The organism is Micromonospora sp. NPDC049175 (genome assembly GCF_043197345.1).
GTDB lineage: Bacteria > Actinomycetota > Actinomycetes > Mycobacteriales > Micromonosporaceae > Micromonospora.
Map to the genome: position 1 here is coordinate 1266535 of NZ_JBICSY010000001.1, position 16260 is coordinate 1282794.

The window sequence follows — 16260 nt, forward strand, 5'->3', positions numbered from 1 at the left end:
CACCGCCATTGCCGTTCGGGCCTTCGACCAGCCCGGACGCTGCCAGAGTGGGACCGTGGGCAGCTACCGGCGGGGTGGGCAACTGGGTCCTGCCGTCCCGATCGCCCCCGGTGCCCGGGTGGACAAGTTCGAGGTCTTCTTCGACCTGGTCTTCGTCTTCTCGTTCTTCATCATCACCAGGGCGACCGCCGCAAACATCTCCGGCCGCCAGTTGCTGCACGCCGGGTTGGTGCTCGCCGTGCTCTGGTGGATCTGGGTGGTGCACAGCCTGGTCGCCACCCGGGTCCGGCTCGGCGAGGGCTACGTACCGGTGCTCATGGTGATCGCCATGGTGGCCCTGTTCGCGTTCGCGCTGGCGCTGCCGCAGGCGTTCAGCGACCCGAAGGGGGGCGCCGGCGGCCCGATGCTGGTGGCCGTCAGCTACGTCGTGGTCCGGGCCGTCCACATGATCCTCTACCAGCACGTGGTGCGGGACAGCCCGCAGGAGCGGCGCCAGCTTCGCCGCTTCGCCCCGGAGCTGGCGGTGAGCATCGTGCTGCTGCTGGCCGCCGCGTTGATCCCGCCGCAGATCACCGACCCGAACCGGGCCGCACTCGTCCGCGACGGACTGTGGATCGCCGTGGTGGTGGTGCAGTACGCCACCGGCTTCATCGTCGGCACCTGGGGCTGGGGGGTGACAAGCGCCGAGCACTGGACGGAGCGTTACGACCTCATTCTGATCATCGCGCTGGGCGAGTCCATCATCTCCACCGGGGTGGGCGGCAATCTGCTCGGCAAGCCGGTGACCTGGCCGGCGGTGACGGCGGCGGCGCTCGGCATCGTGATCACGGCCGCCCTCTGGTGGGCGCACTTCGACTTCATCGGGCCGGCTGCCCGCATCGCCCTGCACGCGGCGGAGGGTGGCCCCCGGGTGGCCATGGCCCGCGACGCGTACGCGTACCTCTACCTGCCGATGATCGCCGGGGTCATCCTCTTCTCGATCGGCAACGAGGAGGTCCTGCACAAGATCACCGATCCGGCCGGCGGGATCGCCGAGCGGGTCGAGGGCCCGGCCGTACCGATGTTGTTCGGCGGGTTGGTCTGCTACTTCGCCGTCAACATGCTGTTCCAGTTGCGCACCCTGCACACCGTCACCTGGACCCGGATCGGCGTCATCGTGGTGCTGACGGCCGCTCTGCCGGTCGGGCAGCACCTGCCGGCGCTGGGGGCGCTCACCCTCGCGACAGTGATCTGTGTGGGGCTGGTTGCCGTCGAGGTGCTGGTGATGTCGGGCTCCCGGCACGCGCTACGGGCCGCCGTCTTCGAGGAGCGCACCAGCCACGAGGCCCACGAGGCCGCCTGGCGCGCCCGCTGGCACGACGTCCGGGAGACCGACGAGCCGACCACCCCGTGACACCGCTACCGGATCCGGGGCAGCGTCGCGGTGCACCCGGCTCGAAGGCCGCCGTGGGCATGGAGGCGCGGGGCCCCGCCCAGCCGCCGGTCACTCCTGCGGCGCCGGGGCGGGCAGCCGCTCGTAGAAGCGGATCTTCTCCCGGAGGTGGTCGTACTGGCGCTGGAGCAGGCGCATCTGCTCCTCCACCCGCACCGCGTGGTGGTGCAGCAGCGCGCGCCGCTCGTCGGCGGTGTGCTCGCCCTCGCGGGCCAACTGCGCGTAGCGGCGCATCTGCGCGATCGGCATCCCGGTGTCGCGCAGGCAGCGGAACAGCACCAGCCAGCCGAGGTCGTCGTCGGTGAAGACCCGCTGCCCGCCCGCCGTCCGCTCCACGTCGGCGAGGAGGCCGATCTTCTCGTAGTACCGCAGGGTGTCCAGGCTGAAGCCGCTGCGGCGGGCGGCCTCCGAGGGGGCGTAACCGCTCATGTCGCCAGATCGTAGTGCTTGACCTGGAGTGCGCTCCAGGTTGGAGGCTTGTCACCATGACGACGACACGGACGCTGGGACGCAGCGGCATCACGGTGAGCGCCATCGGGATGGGGTGCTGGGCGATCGGCGGGCCACTCTGGGGCGACGACGGACAACCGTTCGGCTGGGGCGAGGTCGACGACGACGAGTCGATCCGCACCATCCACCGGGCGCTCGACCTCGGCGTAACCCTGTTCGACACGGCCAGCAACTACGGCGCCGGGCACAGCGAGCGGATCCTCGGCCGAGCCCTGGCCGGCCGGCGGGACAGCGCGGTGATCGCCACCAAGTTCGGCAACGTCAGCGACGAGGGCACCCGGCGGTGGCTCGGCACCGACGCCAGCCCGGCGTACGCGGTCCGCAGCCTGGACGACTCGCTGCGCCGCCTCGGCACCGACCACGTCGACCTGTACCAACTGCACATCAACGAGCTGCCGGCGCCCGCCGCGCTCGACCTGGTCGACACGCTGGAGGGCCTCGTCGACCAGGGCAAGATCCGGGCGTACGGCTGGAGCACCGACAACCCCACCTCGGCGGAGGCGTTCGCCGCCGCCGGTCCGCACTGCGCCGCCATCCAGCACGACGAGTCGGTGCTGCGCGACAACCCGGCGGTGCTGGCGGTCTGCGACAGCCACGACCTGGCCAGCCTCAACCGTGGGCCGCTGGCGATGGGGCTGCTCACCGGGTCGACCCGGGCGGTCGGGGCGGACGACGTACGCGGACGGGCGCCGGAGTGGCTGGAGTGGTTCACCGACGGCCGGCCGACGCCACGCTGGGCGGCCCGGGTGGAGCAGGTCCGGGCGGCGCTGACCGCCGACGGGCGGACCCTCGCGCAGGGCGCGCTCGGCTGGCTGCTGGCGCGGAGCCCTCGTACCGTCCCGATCCCCGGCCTGCGCACGGTCGCCCAGGCCGAGGAGAACCTGGCCACCCTGGCCCTCGGCCCGCTGGGCGCCGAGGCGTACGCCGAGGTGGAGCGACTGCTCGCGGACCTGCGACCGGCCCACGCGGCCTGACCACCGGGCCGGTCCGCGCCCCGGGCGCCGTCAGCGGAAGTCGTCCGCGTGCTCGGCGGCCCACTGTCGAAACGTGCGCCCGGGGCGGCCGGTCACCTGCTCGACGTCCGGGGCGACCCAGGCGTTGCCGTCGAGATGGCGCCCCATCTCCAGGAACCACTCGATCACATCGGTCGGGTAGTGGTCCCTCCAGTGCTCGCGGGCCTGCTCCGGGGTCAGCTCGTCGAAGCGCACCGGACGGCCGATCGCCGCACCGATCATCGAGACCGCGTCCCGGCGGCGGACCGGCTCCGGCCCGGTCGGCTGGTAGACGCGGCCGGCGTGGCCGTCCTCGGTCAGGGCGGCCATGATGACCGCGGCGATGTCCGCCTCGTGGACAAGTGCGCTGGTCCAGTCCCCGAACGGCGCCCGCACCACCCCCTCGGTGCGGATGCCTGCCGCCCAGTCGCGGGTGTTCGCCATGAACTCGCCCGGGAAGACGTGCGTCCACTCCAGGCCCGAGTTCTCGACGGCCCGGTGCAGGGGCCGGTGGGGCGCCTCGATCGGGTCGTCGTCGGCCCGGCTCGGGTCGTTGTGGCCGAGATGGGTGACCCGGCGGACGCCTGCCTGTCGGGCCAACTCCAGGATCTCCGCCCCGGTGGCCAGCGGGCCGTACCCGTCCATCGCGACCAGGTGCATGCGCGTCACGCCGCGCAACGCCGGACCCAGCGTGTGAGGCTTGGCGAAGTCGCCCGCCACCACCTCCACCCCGCCGGGCAGCGCGACGGCCGCCGGTGACGTGGGATCGCGGGTCAACGCGCGTACGTCGTGTCCGGCGGCCACCAGTTGCCGGACCAGGCTGCCGCCGACGGTCCCGGTCGCTCCGGTCACCAGGATCGGCATGATTCCTCCTCGGGGTCGCCCGTCGGCGGGCACGGCGAGCCAACCCCGCCGAGACGGGGGCGCTCTCGGATTGGCTCATGGTCGGTCAGGCCGGTGCCGAAAGCAATCGCGAACATGGCATTCACGTTTGCTCTGACCTGCGGAAACGCGCCGACTCCCGAATGCGCCGACGGCCTTTTTCGGCGCCTGGGACGCCCGTTGACCTGCGCTTTGCGCGCCGCACCGATCCCGGCGCGGATTTCTTCGCCGAAACGTCCCGCGGCCGCGCCCCAGGCATCCGCCGGCGGCGTTCTGGACGAAGATGGGGGTATGCGCATCCTTCTGGCCGGCGCGTCCGGCTTCCTCGGCACCCGGCTGGCCGACCGGCTCACGGCGGACGGGCACCAGATCACCCGACTGGTCCGTCGGCCGCCGCGCGACCCGCAGGAGCGGCAATGGGACCCGGCCGCCGCACAGCTCGACCCGGCCGTGGTCGCCGGGGCGGACGCGGTGGTCAACCTGGCCGGCGCGGGCGTCGGCGACAAGCGCTGGGACGACGACTACCGGCGGTTGATCCGAACCAGCCGGGTGGACAGCACCACCACGCTCGCGACCACGATCGCCGGGCTTCCCGCCGCCGACCGGCCCCGGGCGTTGCTCAACTCCTCGGCCGTCGGCTGGTACGGCAACACCGGCGACCGGGCCGTCGAGGAGGACGCGCCGGCCGGCGAGGGCTTCCTGGCCGACGTCTGCCGGGTGTGGGAGGCCGCGACCCGACCGGCCGAGGACGCCGGGGTACGCGTCATCCGGCTGCGCATCGGCCTGCCGCTGGACCGCCACGGAGGGCTGCTCAAGCCGCAGCTACTGCCGTTCAAGCTCGGCATCGCCGGCCGGCTGGGCAGCGGCCGGCAGTGGCTGCCCTGGATCTCGTTGCCCGACTGGCTGGACGCGACCCTCTTCCTGTTGGACCACGACGAGATCGCCGGCCCGGTCAACGTGGTGGGCCCGAACCCGGTGACGAACGCCGAGTTCACCCGCGAGCTGGCCCGACAACTGCACCGCCCGGCCATCGTCCCGATCCCCGCACTGGCGCTCAAGGTGGTGCTGGGCGGCTTCGCCCACGAGGCCCTGACCAGCACCAGAGTCCTCCCCGGCGTGCTGACCCGCGCAGCCTTCACGTACCAACACCCCACCCTCCCCCAAGCCCTCCAAAAAGCCCTGAACCCCTAAACCCACCCCCACCCCCACCCCGCCCTGCCCGCCCCCCACCCCCACCGCGTTGATCATGAGGTTATCGCCACTCCCATCGGCGTGTCGTGGCAATAACCTCATGATCAACAGGGGGTAGAGACGGGGGTGGGGCGGGTGGGGCGGGCGGGGTGGGGGGGTTAGCAGCCGATTACCCAGTGGGCGGGGGCGGTCTGCTTGAGGGTGCTGGTGTAGAAGGTGTTGTAGAGGCCCATGCGCTGGTTGGAGCCGTTCGCGTAGGCGTAGCCACCGGACTGGTACGCCCGGCCGGCTGCCACGTGGGCGTAGTTGCTGGCCGTCACGCAGGTGGGGGGCGTGGTGGGCGTCGGAGTCGGGGTGGGCGTGACCGTCGGGGTCGGGGTCGGGCTCGGGGTGGTCGTGGGCGTCGGGGTGGGGGTGGGGGTGGTGCCGCCGTTCAGGCCGAAGAAGAGCGCGTCGCGGTACGTCGAGCAGATGGTGTCGAGGAGGTACGCCCCGGCGGTGCCGCACTGGTCGGCTCCGGAACCCGGGTCGACCGGAGTGCCGTGGCCCATGCCGGAGACGCGGTAGAGCCGTACCTCGTCGTTGCCGTACACCTCCAGGCTCGTGTTGGCGGGCAGCGACGAGGAGCTGGTCGGGGTCTGCGAGAGGCCGCGCACGTTCGTCCACTGGTCGCGGGACTCGGTGCCGTTGAGCGGGACGACCGTCGGGTCCGAGGTGCCGTGCCAGATGACCACGCGGGGCCGCGGGCCGGTGTAGCCGGAGTACGCGCCCCGCACCAGGTCGCCCCAGGCGGCCGGGGTCTTGTCCGCGCCCGGATTCATGCAGCTGAAGGCGTTGACCATGCTGGTGGCGCAGCGGTACGGGATGCCCGCGATGATCGACCCGGCGGAGAAGACGTCCGGGTACGTGGCGAGCATGACCGCGCTCATCGCCCCGCCGGCGGACAGCCCGCTGACGAAGACCCGGGAGCCGTCCACCCCGTAGTTCGCCTTGGCGTGGTCGACCATCTGCTTGATGGACAGCGCCTCACCCTGACCCCGGGCCGTGTCGCCGGCCTCGAAGAAGTTGAAGCAGGAGTTGGCGTTGTTGCCGGACGGCTGCTGGGCGACGATCAGGGAGAACTTCCACTGGTCGGCGTACTTCTGCCAGCCGGAGCCGGAGAAGTAGCCGGCGGCGGTCTGGGTGCAGCCGTGCAGCAGCACCACGGCCGGGGAGTTGGCCGGCAGGTTGTCCGGCCGGTAGGCGTACATGGCGAGGTTGCCCGGGTTGGAGCCGAACCCGGTGACCTGGGTGAGGGTCGCGGCCTGGGCGGGTGCGGCGATGGCGACCACGCCGGCTGCGGCGAGGACGAGCCCGGCGCCCACGCCGATCAGCCGGGTGAGGATGGACGAGGAGCGGCGCACGGCGGCCTCCTGGAAGGGGCGGACTGTGAACTGGGTCACGGTCGAATTGCCGTGACGTTACGACGATGTGTCGCCGCCAAGACATGGGGCGCGCTCACACATTCACGGCCGCCGAGGTGTACGCCGGACCGTCGACGCGAGTCCTCCCCAACCCCACGCGACAACAACGGTCCCCTCCTTGCAGGTCTGACCGGCCTGTCCAGGTCCGGTTGGTAACGTCCGCTGCGTGCCGTCCTCCCCGTCGCTGGCCACCGGGCCCGCACCCGCGTCACCGCCGCGCGTCGTCCGGGACCGCCGGGCCGACCTGATCGTCGTGCTGGTGGCGTTCGCGCTCGCCGTCTGGGTGACAAGTGGGCTGTGGCGGGACCCGAACGTCCGCACCATCACCGTCAACTCCAGCGACCAGGCGCTCTTCGAGTGGCTGCTGGCCTTCGGCGGGCACGCGGTCACCCACGGCGACAACCCGCTCTTCACGTACCTGATCAACGTCCCGGACGGCGTGAACCTCGCGGTGAACACCTCGATCACCGTGTACGCGGTGGTCTTCGCGCCGCTCACGTACCTGATCGGGCCGCCGGCCACCTTCCTGGTGATCCTCACCCTCAACCTGGCCGCCACGGCGCTGGTCTGGTACTGGCTGCTCTCCCGGCACCTGGTCCGCAGTCGGCTGGCCGCCGGGGTCGGCGGCCTGTTCATCGCCTACTCCCCCGGCATGGTCTCGCACGCCAACGCCCACCTGAACTGGACGGCCGGCTGGCTGGTGCCGCTGCTGATCTGGCGGCTCTTCGCGCTGCGCCGAGCGGGGCACTGGCTGCGCGACGGGGTGATCCTCGGCGTGCTCGTCGCGGTGGCGTTCTCGATCGCCGCCGAAGGGCTCTTCTTCACGGCGCTGGCGCTCGGGGTGTTCGTCGCCATCTGGGCGCTGCACCCGGCGAACCGGGCCGAGGCGCGCGCCGCGCTGCCCACCTTCCTGCGCGGGCTCGGGGTGACCGCCGTGGTGGCCGGCGTGCTGCTGTCGTACCCCTTGTGGTTGCACTTCGCCGGGCCGCAACGGTTCCACGGCACCGGCTTCGACCCGGCGATCCACTCCGAGGACATCGCCGCGTTCGCCGCGTTCCCGCGCCGCTCGCTGGCCGGCGAAGCGGGCCTGGGCACCTCGCTGGCGCCGAACCCGACCGAGGAGAACTCGTTCTTCGGCATCCCGCTGCTGGTGCTCACCGTCGTCTGCTTCGTCGCGCTCTGGCGGTGGGCCGACCCGAGCCGCCGGGCCACCCTCTGGGCGCTGGGCGTCCTCGCGCTGATCTTCTCGGTGCTCTCCTTCGGCCCGATCGCCAAGGTCGACGGGCACCGCACCGACCTGCCCATGCCGTTCGACCTGCTCGGACAACTGCCGGTGGTGAATGCCGCGCTGCCGGCCCGGCTGGCGCTCGTGGTCGCGCCGGTGATCGGGTTACTGCTGGCGTACGCCGTCGACCACCTGCGCGCCGCGCCGCCCCGGCACCGCTCCACGGAGTCGGCCTGGCTGATCGGGTTCGCGGTGGCCCTGGTGCCGCTGCTGCCCACCCCACTGCTGACCGACGAGCGGGAGCCCATCCCGGAGTTCATCACCTCCGGCACCTGGCGGGACTACGTCTCACCGGACGGCGTGCTCACGCCGGTGCCGTTGACCGTGGACATCTACCCGGACGGCCAGCGCTGGCAGGCGTACGCGTTGTCGCACCGGCAGGGCGAGTTCGAGATCCCCGGCGGCTTCTTCCTCGGCCCCGGCGGGCCGGACGGGCGCGGCCGGATCGGCCCGGTCCCGCGCACCCTGAGCGCCTTGATGGACCAGGCCGGCCGCACCGGGTTGGTGCCGATCGTCACCGACGGGACCATCCGGGAGGTCCAGTCGGACCTGCGGCACTGGCGGATCGAGACGGTGGTGCTCGCCGACGAGGTGCACGGCGCGAAGTTCGAGGTCGACGAGGAGGCGCTGCGGCGGACCGGCACCGCCCTGTTCGGCGAGCCGCAGCGGGTCGACGACGTCTGGCTCTGGCGCATCCCAGCGACCGACAGGTAGACCCCGCCACGACCGGGCGGGACGTCGGGACGGGCCGTCGTCGCGTCTAATGGACCGATGGGAACGACGGGCCGGCGACTGCGGCGGGGAGCCACGATCGGTGTCGCGCTGGCTCTCGTGGCACTCGGCGCGCCAGCCGCCACGGCCGGGACCGGCGCGGTCGCCGACGGCACGACGGGCGTGGTCCCGACCCGGGTGCACGATCCGTGGCTGTGGCAGGCCACGGTGGGGCAACGGGCGGCCGGCCCGGCCGCGCTCGTGTTCTTCACCGACCGCACCCGTTACTTCGAGTCGACAGGTGTGCTCGTCGACCGGGACGGCGCGTATCGGCTGATCCCGATCGGCATCGCCGAGGGGCACGGGTTGCTCTCCCCGGATGGTCGGCACTACCTGCGGCCGGGCTCCGGCGAGCTACTGGACCTCACCACCGGCCGGCAGCGCCGCACGATGAGCACCGGAGTTTCTCCGCTGGCCTGGTCGTCGGACGGGCAACAGGTGCTGGGCACCCGCGACAACGACGACACGGTGATCACCTACGGGCCGGAGAACCAGCAGCTCAACGACCCGGAGAAGCCCGACGACCTGCTCGTCGGCGACCCGTTCCGGGGCACCGAGCGGGTGGTCGATGTCGGCACCTTCGCCACGCACACCGGGGCGGCCTGGTCACCCGGTGGCGACCTGGTGGCGGTCACCGGCTGGCCGGACGTGCCAGCCCAGCTCGCCGAGCGCCAGCGACTGGTGGTCGTCGACCCGGGCGGCGGCGGCCCGCGTTGGCAGGTCGACCTGGGCGACCGGCGGATCTTGGCCGGCCCGGCCGCCTGGCATCCCGACGGCCGGCGGCTCGCGCTGCTCGCCTTCGACGGCTGCGCCGGGCTTCTGTGCACGGCTGAGCAGGCGGCGGCGCGCGCCTGGCGGGTCGAGTTCCTGGACACGGCCACCGGCCACAGCGTCGGCCCGGCACTGCCGGCGGGCACCTCGGTCAACGAGATCATCGGCTGGCGCGGCGACGACCCCATCCTGCGCTATGTCAGCAAGACGGAGCACGACACCGACCGGCAGGCCGTTCTCGCCGCGCTGTCGGCCGACGGCGGTCGCGAGGTGTTGGTGACCACGCCGGTCGGGTCGACAGACGTGAAGGTGCCGGGCGACCTGCTGACCCGGGCCGCGTTCGGTGGGCCGGAGCCCCGGCCGTCACCGTTCGCCGCCCCGCTCTGGATCTACCTCACGCTGGCCGTGCCGCTGCTGCTCGCCGCCGTCCTCGTCGTTCGGCGTGTTCGTCGCCGCCGCGCCGCATCGCGGTGAGGCGGCTCACCAGGGACGATCGCCGGGAGCGGGATTAGGCTGGACACCGTGACAACGACGATCTCCGGCCTCACCGCCGTCCGCGCCGGCCTGCTCGACTACCAGGCCGCCTGGGACGAGCAGCGACGCCTGCACGAGTCGGTGGTGGCTGGCGAGCGCGGCGACACCGTGCTGCTGCTGGAGCACCCGAGCGTCTACACCGCGGGCAAGCGCACCGAGCCGTGGGACCGGCCGACGGACGGCACCCCGGTCGTCGACGTCGACCGCGGCGGCAAGATCACCTGGCACGGGCCGGGGCAGCTCGTCGGCTACCCGATCCTGCGGCTGCCCGACCCGGTGGACGTGGTCGCCTACGTCCGCCGCACCGAAGAGCTGCTCATCGACGTGTGCGCCGAGGTCGGGCTGACCGCCGGCCGGGTCGAGGGGCGCAGCGGGGTCTGGGTGCCCGCGGACGACCGGGGGCCAGCCCGCAAGGTGGCCGCCATCGGCATCCGGGTGGCCCGGGGCGTCACCCTGCACGGCTTCTCGATCAACTGTGACTGCGACCTGACGTACTTCGACCGGATCGTGCCGTGCGGCATCCGCGACGCCGGCGTCACCTCGCTCACCGCCGAACTGGGCCGCCCGATCACCGTCGCCGACGTGCTCCCGGTGGTCGAGCGCCGGCTCTCCACCCTCGTCGCGGTCTGACCACGAGCGCACCCACACCCCTGGGACGTGACATGACCGACGCGGTACGACCACCGAGCGGTACCGCGGTCACGGCCCTCGAATGCATTCGGTGCGGTACCCACCATCCGGTCGGCGACTACTCCCTCGGGTGCCCCTCCTGCGCGGCCACGGGCCACGGCTCGAACCTGTTCTGCCGTTACCCGGCAGAGGCGGTACGCCAGGACCAACTGGTGCCGTACCCGGTCGTTCCGGATCTGGGCCAGGGACGCACACCGCTGTTCCCGCTGCCCTGGCTCGACGGGGTGCTCGTCAAGAACGAGGCGGCGAACCCGACCGGATCCCACAAGGACCGGTTCGCGGCGATGGCGGTGACCCACGCGAAGGCCTCGGGCTACGAGCGCGTCGTCGTCGGATCGTCAGGTAACGCGGGGCTGGCCACGGCCGCTTTCGCCGCCGCCGTCGGCCTCCGGGCCGTGGTGGCCGGCTTCACCTGGCTGCCCGAATCGCTCGCGGAGCCGCTGCGCGGGCTCGGAGCGGACCTGCACACCTTCGACACCGACGAGGAACGCATCAGGTTTGTCGGGGAGACGGCCGACCGTCCCGACACGTTGGCCGTCTCCAACGTCGCCGACATCGTCATCGGAAGTAGCTGTTTCGGGATCGAGGGCTACAAGGCCATCGCCTGGGAGATAGCGGCCGCCGTTCCGGCCGGGGTGGACCACGTCGTGATCCCGTCGAGCCGTGGCGATCTGGCCTGGGGCATCCACCTCGGGTTCGCCCAGTGGTCCGCCCTGACGGGTGGCCCCCTGCCCCGCCTTCATCTGGTCGAACCCTTTCCCAGGTTGTCCGCCGTGCTTGCCGGCCAGGACATCGCCGCACGCTTCTCCGACAGCGCCGGAAGCCTCCGCTCGATCGCCGGTAGCAGCACGACAGTCCAGGCTCAGGCCGCGGTGACCCGTAGTGCGGGCAGCGTCGTGGTGGTGCGGGAAGACCTGGCAACAAGCTGGTACGAGCGGGCGAGCCGACACGGGCACACCTGGGAGATCAGCAGTTGCACCGTGTTGGCCGCCTACGACGTCCTACGGCGACGCGACGTCATCCCCGCCGGCGAGCGGGCAGTCCTGGTCACCACCTCCCACCTGTTCAAGGGGCTGTGACAGCCGAGGGAGGCGCGCCAAGACACGGCCGTCGAGAATTTCCGCACCGAGTGTCCCGTGGGACGTTTGATCGATCGTCCCTATGGTGGAGTCGGCGACCGACGTCGGCTCGACAGCCCTGAGGTCGGCGCGTACCGCCCGGCCCGGACGCGAGGAGCGGACATGCCCACCTACATCGCACTTACCTACACCGCGGACGTCGACTGGACCAGTCCCGAGCAGGCTGCCGAGATGGCGGAGTACCGGGAGTTCGGTGCGGCCGCCCGCGCGGTGATCCGGGGCGGCAGCGCGCTCTACCCGACCGCCACGGCGACCACCGTGCGGGTCTCCGGCGGCAAGGGCGGTGACGTGCTCACCACCGACGGCCCGTACGCCGAGACCAAGGAAGCCCTGACCGGCTTCTACCTGCTGGAATGCGCGGACCTGGACGAGGCGGTGGCGACCGTCGCACAGATGCCCGCGGCCTGGAACGGCGCGGTCGAGGTCCGTCCCATCATCCCGTTGTGACCCGATGCTGACCGGTGACGCGGAGACCGCCGCCGACACGGCGACGCGGCGGGCGCGGGCTGCCAGCGCGGCGCAACAGGTGGTCCGGGCCGAGCGGTCCCGGATCCTCGCCACGCTGATCCGCGTCACCGGCAGCGTCGACCTGGCCGAGGACGCCACACAGGACGCGGTGCTACGCGCCCTGCAGACCTGGCCGCGCGACGGCGTGCCGGACAACCCGCGCGGCTGGCTGCTGGTCGTGGCGCGACGACGGGCGGTCGACCTGATCCGCCGGGAGGCCCGCCGCGCCGGGAAGGAGGCCGAGGCCGTGGCGCTGCTCGACCCCGTGTCGGACTCACCCGAGGAGGTTCGGGACGACCTGCTCCGGCTGGTCTTCACCTGCTGCCATCCGGCGCTGTCACTGGACGCGCAGGTGGCCTTGGCGATGCGTGCCATCGGCGGGCTGACCACCGCCGAGGTGGCCCACGCCCTGGTGCTGCCGGAGGCGACGATGGCGAAACGCCTCACCCGCGCCAAGCAGAAGATCAGCCGGGCGGGCATCCCGTACCGGATACCGCCGGCCGAGGAGTTGCCGGGACGACTGACAGGCGTCGCCGCCACCGTCTACCTGATCTTCAACGAGGGTTACACGGCCGGCGTCGGCGACGACCTGATCCGGGTCGGGCTGGCGGACGAGGGCCTTCGGCTCGCCCGGCTGCTTGTCAAGCTGATGCCTGACGAACCGACAGTGCTCGGCCTGCTGGCCCTGCTGCTGTTGCAGGACTCCCGGCGGGCCGCGCGGGTAGGCGTCGACCGTCGACCGCTGCTGCTGAGCGAGCAGGACCGCACGCGCTGGGACCGGGCCGCGATCACCGCCGGGGTCGAGCTGGTCGGTCGGGGCCTGCGCCGCACCCCCGACCACCCCGACCGGTACGTCGTCCAGGCCGCCATCGCGGCCTGCCACGCCCTCGCCCCGTCGTACGACCGGACCCCGTGGGACGCGGTCGTCTCCTGGTACGACGTGCTGCTCACCGTGCACGACACCCCGGTGGTGCGGTTGAACCGGGCGGCGGCGGTCGCCGAGCGGGACGGTCCCGCCGCCGGGCTGGCCCTGGTGGCGGCGATCGGCGGGCTAACCGGCTATCCGTGGTTCCACGCCACCCGTGGCGAGCTGCTGCACCGCCTCGGCCGGGCCGACGAGGCCGCCACGGCGTACCGGGCGGCGCTCGCGCTCGACCTCAACGGCCCGCAGGCGGCCCGGCTGCGCGATCGGCTCGCCGACTGTCGACCGGAGTCGGCGGGGCCGGGCGCGCAGCCGGCGCCGGGTCCTACGGGGTCAGCCGGTGCAGGTCACGCGGGAACGCGGTGACCTCCCGGATGTTTGCCGCGCCGACAAGCCGGGCCACGAAACGTTCCAGGCCGATGGCGAAGCCACCGTGCGGCGGCATGCCGTGCCGGAACGCGTCCAGGTAACCGGCGTACGGCTCGACCGGCTCGCCCCGGGCCGCCAACGCCGCCAGGTAGTCGGCGTGCCGGTGCAGCCGCTGCCCGCCGGTGACCAGCTCCAGCCCACGGAAGAGCAGGTCAAAACCGTTCGAGTACGCCGGCCGCGCCGGGTCCGGGTGGGTGTAGAACGGCCGCTTGGCCATTGGGTAGCCGGTGACGAAGAGGAAGTCGGAGCCGTGTTCGCGGCGGGCCCACTCGCCCAGCGCCCGTTCGTGCGCGGGCGCGAGGTCCGGCTCGTCGGCGGGCGCGCCGGCGATCGTCAGCGCCTCGGTGAAGTGCACCGCCGGGATCTCCGCCGGCACCTGCGGTGGTGTGACGTCGAGCGTCGCCAGGGCCCCGCCGGCCCGCTCGCCCACGGTGCCCAACATCCCGGCCAGGGTGTCGCGCAGGACCCGCATCACGTCTCGGTGGTCGGTGACGAAGCCCAGCTCGGCGTCGAGCGACGTGTACTGCGCGAGGTGCCGGACGGTGTCGTGCGGCTCGGCCCGGAACACCGGCCCGACCTCGTAGACGCGTTCGAAGACGCCGACCATCAACTGCTTGTAGAACTGCGGCGACTGGGCCAGGTACGCGGGCCCGCCGAACCAGTCCAGCGCGAACACGTTCGCCCCGCTCTCCGTGGAGGAGCTGACCACCTTCGGGGTGTGGATCTCCACGAAGTCGTGGGCGTCGAGTGCGGCCCGGAAGCCGGCGACCGCCGCCGCCGAGATCCGCAGCGCGGCCGACCGGGTGGGGTGACGCAGCGCGGTCGGCGCGTTGTCGAGTTGGGTGGGCAGGCTCGCGGTGAGCGCCGGCCGGTACAGGTCGAACGGTGGCGGCACGGCAGGCGGCCCGAGTGGGCGTACCTCCGGGTCGGTCAGCTCGACCCCGGCGGGCGCCGTGTCGTTCGCGGTCACCGTCGCGGTGACCTCGACGACCGTCTCCTCGGGCAGTTTCTCCAGGTCGGCGCGGACGGCCGGGTCGGTCACGACCACCTGGGCCAGGCCGGCGGCGTCGCGCACGATCAGGAAGGCCACCGACTTGAGCAGTCGGCGGCGGTGCACCCACCCGGCGATCCGCACGGTCGCGCCGATCTGGGCGGGCAGGTGGTGGGACAGGGTTCGTTGCATGGCGGGCTGCTCCTCGGTCGATCGCCACGCCGTCGCCGCCCTGGGGAAGCGATGCGTGGCATCAGCCCCAGGGAGGTGTGGGCGAGCGGGAACCTCGCGGTGCCACCACACCTTCACCCCCGCGCGAGCGGGGGCCTCGTTCGTCGCCTGATGACCAGGGCCAGCCGGGCGGGCTCTACTGGGCACGGGTGACCCGTAACCGTTCTTCCCGCAGCTCAGGAGGGTCTTCGCGCACCGGTGCCAGACCGCCTCTCAGCACCGGCGGCTCTCTGCACTGGCGGGTCGGCGCGCTACTCGGCTCCGTCGTCGCTGTTGGCGGTGACCGTAGCACCAGATCCCCACGCGTGTGACGCTCATTTTCGACTATCCGGTGTCCGGCGTCACAACGTTTGGAGCGTGACGCCGGTCGCCTGGCGTACATAGACACCTGCCGTCCGGCGTAGGCTCGTTTTCGTGACGATCGAGCACTCCGCGCCGACGACCGGCCAGGCAGCGCGCACCGCGACGGCAGCCCCCGAGGGGCGGCGTCTGCTGCGCATCGAGGCGCGCAACGCCGAGACGCCGATCGAGCGTAAACCGCCGTGGATCAAGGTCAAGGCCAAGATGGGTCCGGAGTACACCCAGCTACGCGGGCTCGTCTCGCGCGAGGGACTGCACACCGTCTGCCAGGAGGCCGGCTGCCCCAACATCTACGAGTGTTGGGAGGACCGGGAGGCCACCTTCCTCATCGGTGGTGACCAGTGCACCCGGCGCTGCGACTTCTGCCAGATCGACACCGGCAAGCCGGCCGAGTTCGACGCCGACGAGCCGCGTCGCGTCGCCGAGTCGGTGGTCGCGATGGGGCTGCGTTACGCCACCATCACCGGTGTCGCCCGGGACGACCTGCCCGACGGCGGTGCCTGGCTGTACGCCGAGACCGTCCGACAGATCCACGCGCTCCAGCCCGGCTGCGGCGTCGAGCTGCTGATCCCGGACTTCAACGCCGTGCCCGAGCAGTTGGCCGAGGTCTTCGGCTCCCGCCCCGAGGTGCTGGCACACAACGTGGAGACCGTGCCGCGCATCTTCAAGCGCATCCGGCCGGCGTTCCGCTACGACCGTTCGCTGGACGTGATCCGGCAGGCCCGCGCCGACGGCCTGGTCACCAAGAGCAACCTCATCCTGGGCATGGGCGAGGAGCGGGCCGAGGTCTCCCAGGCGCTGCGCGACCTGCACGACGCCGGCTGCGAGCTGATCACCATCACGCAGTACCTGCGGCCCACCCCCCGGCACCACCCGGTGACCCGCTGGGTCAAGCCAGAGGAGTTCGTGGAGCTGCGCGAGGAGGCCGAGGAGATCGGCTTCGCCGGGGTGATGAGCGGGCCGCTGGTGCGTTCGTCGTACCGGGCGGGCCGGCTCTACAAGCAGGCGCTCGACGCCCGCGCCGCCGTCCCGGTCGTCACCGCGGGCTGACCCGGTCCTGGCGGGCGGGGCGGCTTCCGGCTGCCCCGCCCCCATCGGCGTTCACTCCTCGGTCGCACCATTCGCTCGCGGCCAGCCGTTCACCCTACGGGCCGCCTCGG

14 protein-coding genes are annotated in these 16260 nt (G+C 72.3%); 10 read left to right on the top strand and 4 right to left on the bottom strand.

Annotation, left to right across the window (positions count from 1 at the left end):
• Window positions 1-55: 55 nt before the first annotated feature.
• Window positions 56-1393, top strand: coding sequence for a low temperature requirement protein A (locus tag ACGFH8_RS05330; protein ID WP_393363642.1), 1338 nt, complete (start codon window positions 56-58; stop codon window positions 1391-1393).
• A gap of 90 nt (window positions 1394-1483) precedes the next feature.
• Here the strand turns inward: ACGFH8_RS05330 and ACGFH8_RS05335 are convergent, their stop codons facing one another.
• Window positions 1484-1861 (bottom strand): MerR family transcriptional regulator, encoded by a 378-nt coding sequence (locus ACGFH8_RS05335; protein WP_393363644.1) that lies wholly within the window; start codon window positions 1859-1861, stop codon window positions 1484-1486.
• A 56-nt stretch (window positions 1862-1917) separates the two neighbouring features.
• On the opposite strand from ACGFH8_RS05335, the gene ACGFH8_RS05340 reads away from it, so the two are divergent.
• Entirely contained in the window at window positions 1918-2916 is a 999-nt protein-coding gene (locus ACGFH8_RS05340; protein ID WP_393363647.1) for an aldo/keto reductase, read from the top strand.
• Window positions 2917-2946: 30 nt separating this feature from the next.
• Here ACGFH8_RS05340 and ACGFH8_RS05345 read toward each other — a convergent pair whose 3' ends face one another.
• The gene (locus ACGFH8_RS05345) at window positions 2947-3798 is read right to left on the bottom strand and encodes an NAD(P)H-binding protein (protein ID WP_393363649.1); all 852 of its coding nucleotides are present in this window, start codon (window positions 3796-3798) and stop codon (window positions 2947-2949) included.
• Window positions 3799-4107: 309 nt separating this feature from the next.
• Here ACGFH8_RS05345 and ACGFH8_RS05350 point away from each other — a divergent pair, with 309 nt between their 5' ends.
• Complete coding sequence (locus tag ACGFH8_RS05350; protein WP_393363652.1) at window positions 4108-5007, top strand: TIGR01777 family oxidoreductase; 900 nt, start codon at window positions 4108-4110, stop codon at window positions 5005-5007.
• A gap of 158 nt (window positions 5008-5165) precedes the next feature.
• Here ACGFH8_RS05350 and ACGFH8_RS05355 read toward each other — a convergent pair whose 3' ends face one another.
• A complete protein-coding gene (locus ACGFH8_RS05355) occupies window positions 5166-6410 on the bottom strand; it encodes a PHB depolymerase family esterase (RefSeq protein WP_393364535.1) in 1245 nt (414 codons plus the stop codon).
• A 226-nt stretch (window positions 6411-6636) separates the two neighbouring features.
• On the opposite strand from ACGFH8_RS05355, the gene ACGFH8_RS05360 reads away from it, so the two are divergent.
• The 6 genes from ACGFH8_RS05360 to ACGFH8_RS05385 all read left to right on the top strand — a co-directional run bounded on the left by ACGFH8_RS05360 (window position 6637) and on the right by ACGFH8_RS05385 (window position 13455).
• Window positions 6637-8469 (top strand): DUF2079 domain-containing protein, encoded by a 1833-nt coding sequence (locus tag ACGFH8_RS05360; protein WP_393363654.1) that lies wholly within the window; start codon window positions 6637-6639, stop codon window positions 8467-8469.
• 57 nt (window positions 8470-8526) lie between these two features.
• The gene (locus ACGFH8_RS05365) at window positions 8527-9771 is read left to right on the top strand and encodes a hypothetical protein (RefSeq protein ID WP_393363657.1); all 1245 of its coding nucleotides are present in this window, start codon (window positions 8527-8529) and stop codon (window positions 9769-9771) included.
• A gap of 48 nt (window positions 9772-9819) precedes the next feature.
• Window positions 9820-10461 carry a lipoyl(octanoyl) transferase LipB gene (lipB, locus tag ACGFH8_RS05370; protein ID WP_393363659.1) on the top strand — a complete coding sequence of 214 codons (642 nt, stop codon included), beginning with the start codon at window positions 9820-9822 and terminating at the stop codon, window positions 10459-10461.
• 32 nt (window positions 10462-10493) lie between these two features.
• Window positions 10494-11600 (top strand): pyridoxal-phosphate dependent enzyme, encoded by a 1107-nt coding sequence (locus ACGFH8_RS05375; protein WP_393363662.1) that lies wholly within the window; start codon window positions 10494-10496, stop codon window positions 11598-11600.
• A 162-nt stretch (window positions 11601-11762) separates the two neighbouring features.
• Window positions 11763-12107 (top strand): YciI family protein, encoded by a 345-nt coding sequence (locus ACGFH8_RS05380; protein WP_393363665.1) that lies wholly within the window; start codon window positions 11763-11765, stop codon window positions 12105-12107.
• 4 nt (window positions 12108-12111) lie between these two features.
• Window positions 12112-13455 carry an RNA polymerase sigma factor gene (locus tag ACGFH8_RS05385; protein WP_393363668.1) on the top strand — a complete coding sequence of 448 codons (1344 nt, stop codon included), beginning with the start codon at window positions 12112-12114 and terminating at the stop codon, window positions 13453-13455.
• Here the strand turns inward: ACGFH8_RS05385 and aspS are convergent.
• On the bottom strand, window positions 13415-14701 hold the full coding sequence (gene aspS / locus ACGFH8_RS05390; protein ID WP_393363671.1) for an aspartate--tRNA(Asn) ligase: 1287 nt from the start codon (window positions 14699-14701) through the stop codon (window positions 13415-13417). The two genes, ACGFH8_RS05385 and aspS, sit on opposite strands and share 41 nt — an antisense overlap.
• A 453-nt stretch (window positions 14702-15154) precedes the next feature.
• Between aspS and lipA the strand changes: the two genes are divergently transcribed.
• Entirely contained in the window at window positions 15155-16150 is a 996-nt protein-coding gene (gene lipA / locus ACGFH8_RS05395) for a lipoyl synthase (RefSeq protein WP_393363674.1), read from the top strand.
• The last annotated feature ends 110 nt before the right edge of the window (window positions 16151-16260 follow it).